The sequence below is a fragment of the Bradyrhizobium sp. 164 genome (assembly GCF_023073715.1).
In the GTDB taxonomy this organism is placed as follows: domain Bacteria; phylum Pseudomonadota; class Alphaproteobacteria; order Rhizobiales; family Xanthobacteraceae; genus Bradyrhizobium.
This window is the reverse complement of record NZ_JADPKA010000058.1, coordinates 1-840: the sequence shown is the minus strand read 5'-3', so window position 1 is coordinate 840 and position 840 is coordinate 1. Positions and strand designations below refer to the sequence as shown.

The following is an 840-nucleotide window of genomic DNA, read 5'->3' as shown; positions in this document are numbered from 1 at the left end:
TTGATAACTGAACTCGGTCGTATCGTGGAGCACTAGAATAGGTCCGTCGGTGGCAATCGTGCGCTCACGCGTCGATTGAAAGTGGCCGGCCAGAATGTCCGCCTCACTGACCCGGTCGTTGGAGAAAAAACGATACGCAGCCTTAGTATTGGCCCAGTCCTGGCACACCAGCGGAATGCTTTCTCCCATGGCGCTCCCGATCTGCGCTACCAGTTTGCGGAGCCGCTTATTCAGGCGCTCGTCGGCAAGGTTGCAGCCAGCGAGCTCGCGATCAAACCATGCGTCGGCTTTTTCGTCCATTGGCACCGCCCCCTGCGAATCGGTGCCAGACAAGGAATCACGGTCGATTCCTGCGATGCAATAGTTGGTGCGCTCCCTCAGCCCTCTCGGCTAAATGTGGGTAATTGAAAGTCGGCGAAGCGCTCAGTGAAGATTTGGCGCCCGCAGAGGACGGCATCGCAGCGGAAGCGGCGAGCGATCACCAGGAGCTGCACGATCCGCCCCGAAAGCGGCAGATCGGTCACGCGTCGCCGATACCGGCTATGGACGCGTCAGGAAACCGTTCCGCACGACGGACACAGACCAACGCGTCCAGACGCCCGGACCACAATAACGGCCATATCGCCTTCGTAGTACGCACTCTCTACAACAAACCCACTCGGCACCAGATTGGAGCGCTGGAGTGCCTGCTGCATGGCGCTGATACTCCTCTGATCAAAGCGCCAGACATCCCCCAAACTGCATCAAAAGTGATGGTGTGGAACGGCCCTTCGAACCGGCATCAAAAGTGCCTAACGTGGTCGCTTCGAGAGGCGCCACAAAGGAAGGACCGTTCCAATG

1 protein-coding gene and 1 pseudogene are annotated in these 840 nt (G+C 58.7%); both read right to left on the bottom strand.

Annotation, left to right across the window (positions count from 1 at the left end):
• The coding region (locus IVB01_RS19435) for a transposase DNA-binding-containing protein (RefSeq protein ID WP_276577624.1) at nucleotides 1–300 on the bottom strand (300 nt) is incomplete at its 3' end.
• Between the two features lie 77 nt (nucleotides 301–377).
• Nucleotides 378–539 (bottom strand): annotated as a pseudogene (locus IVB01_RS35720) (ISL3 family transposase); the annotation flags it as partial.
• Nucleotides 540–840: the final 301 nt, after the last annotated feature.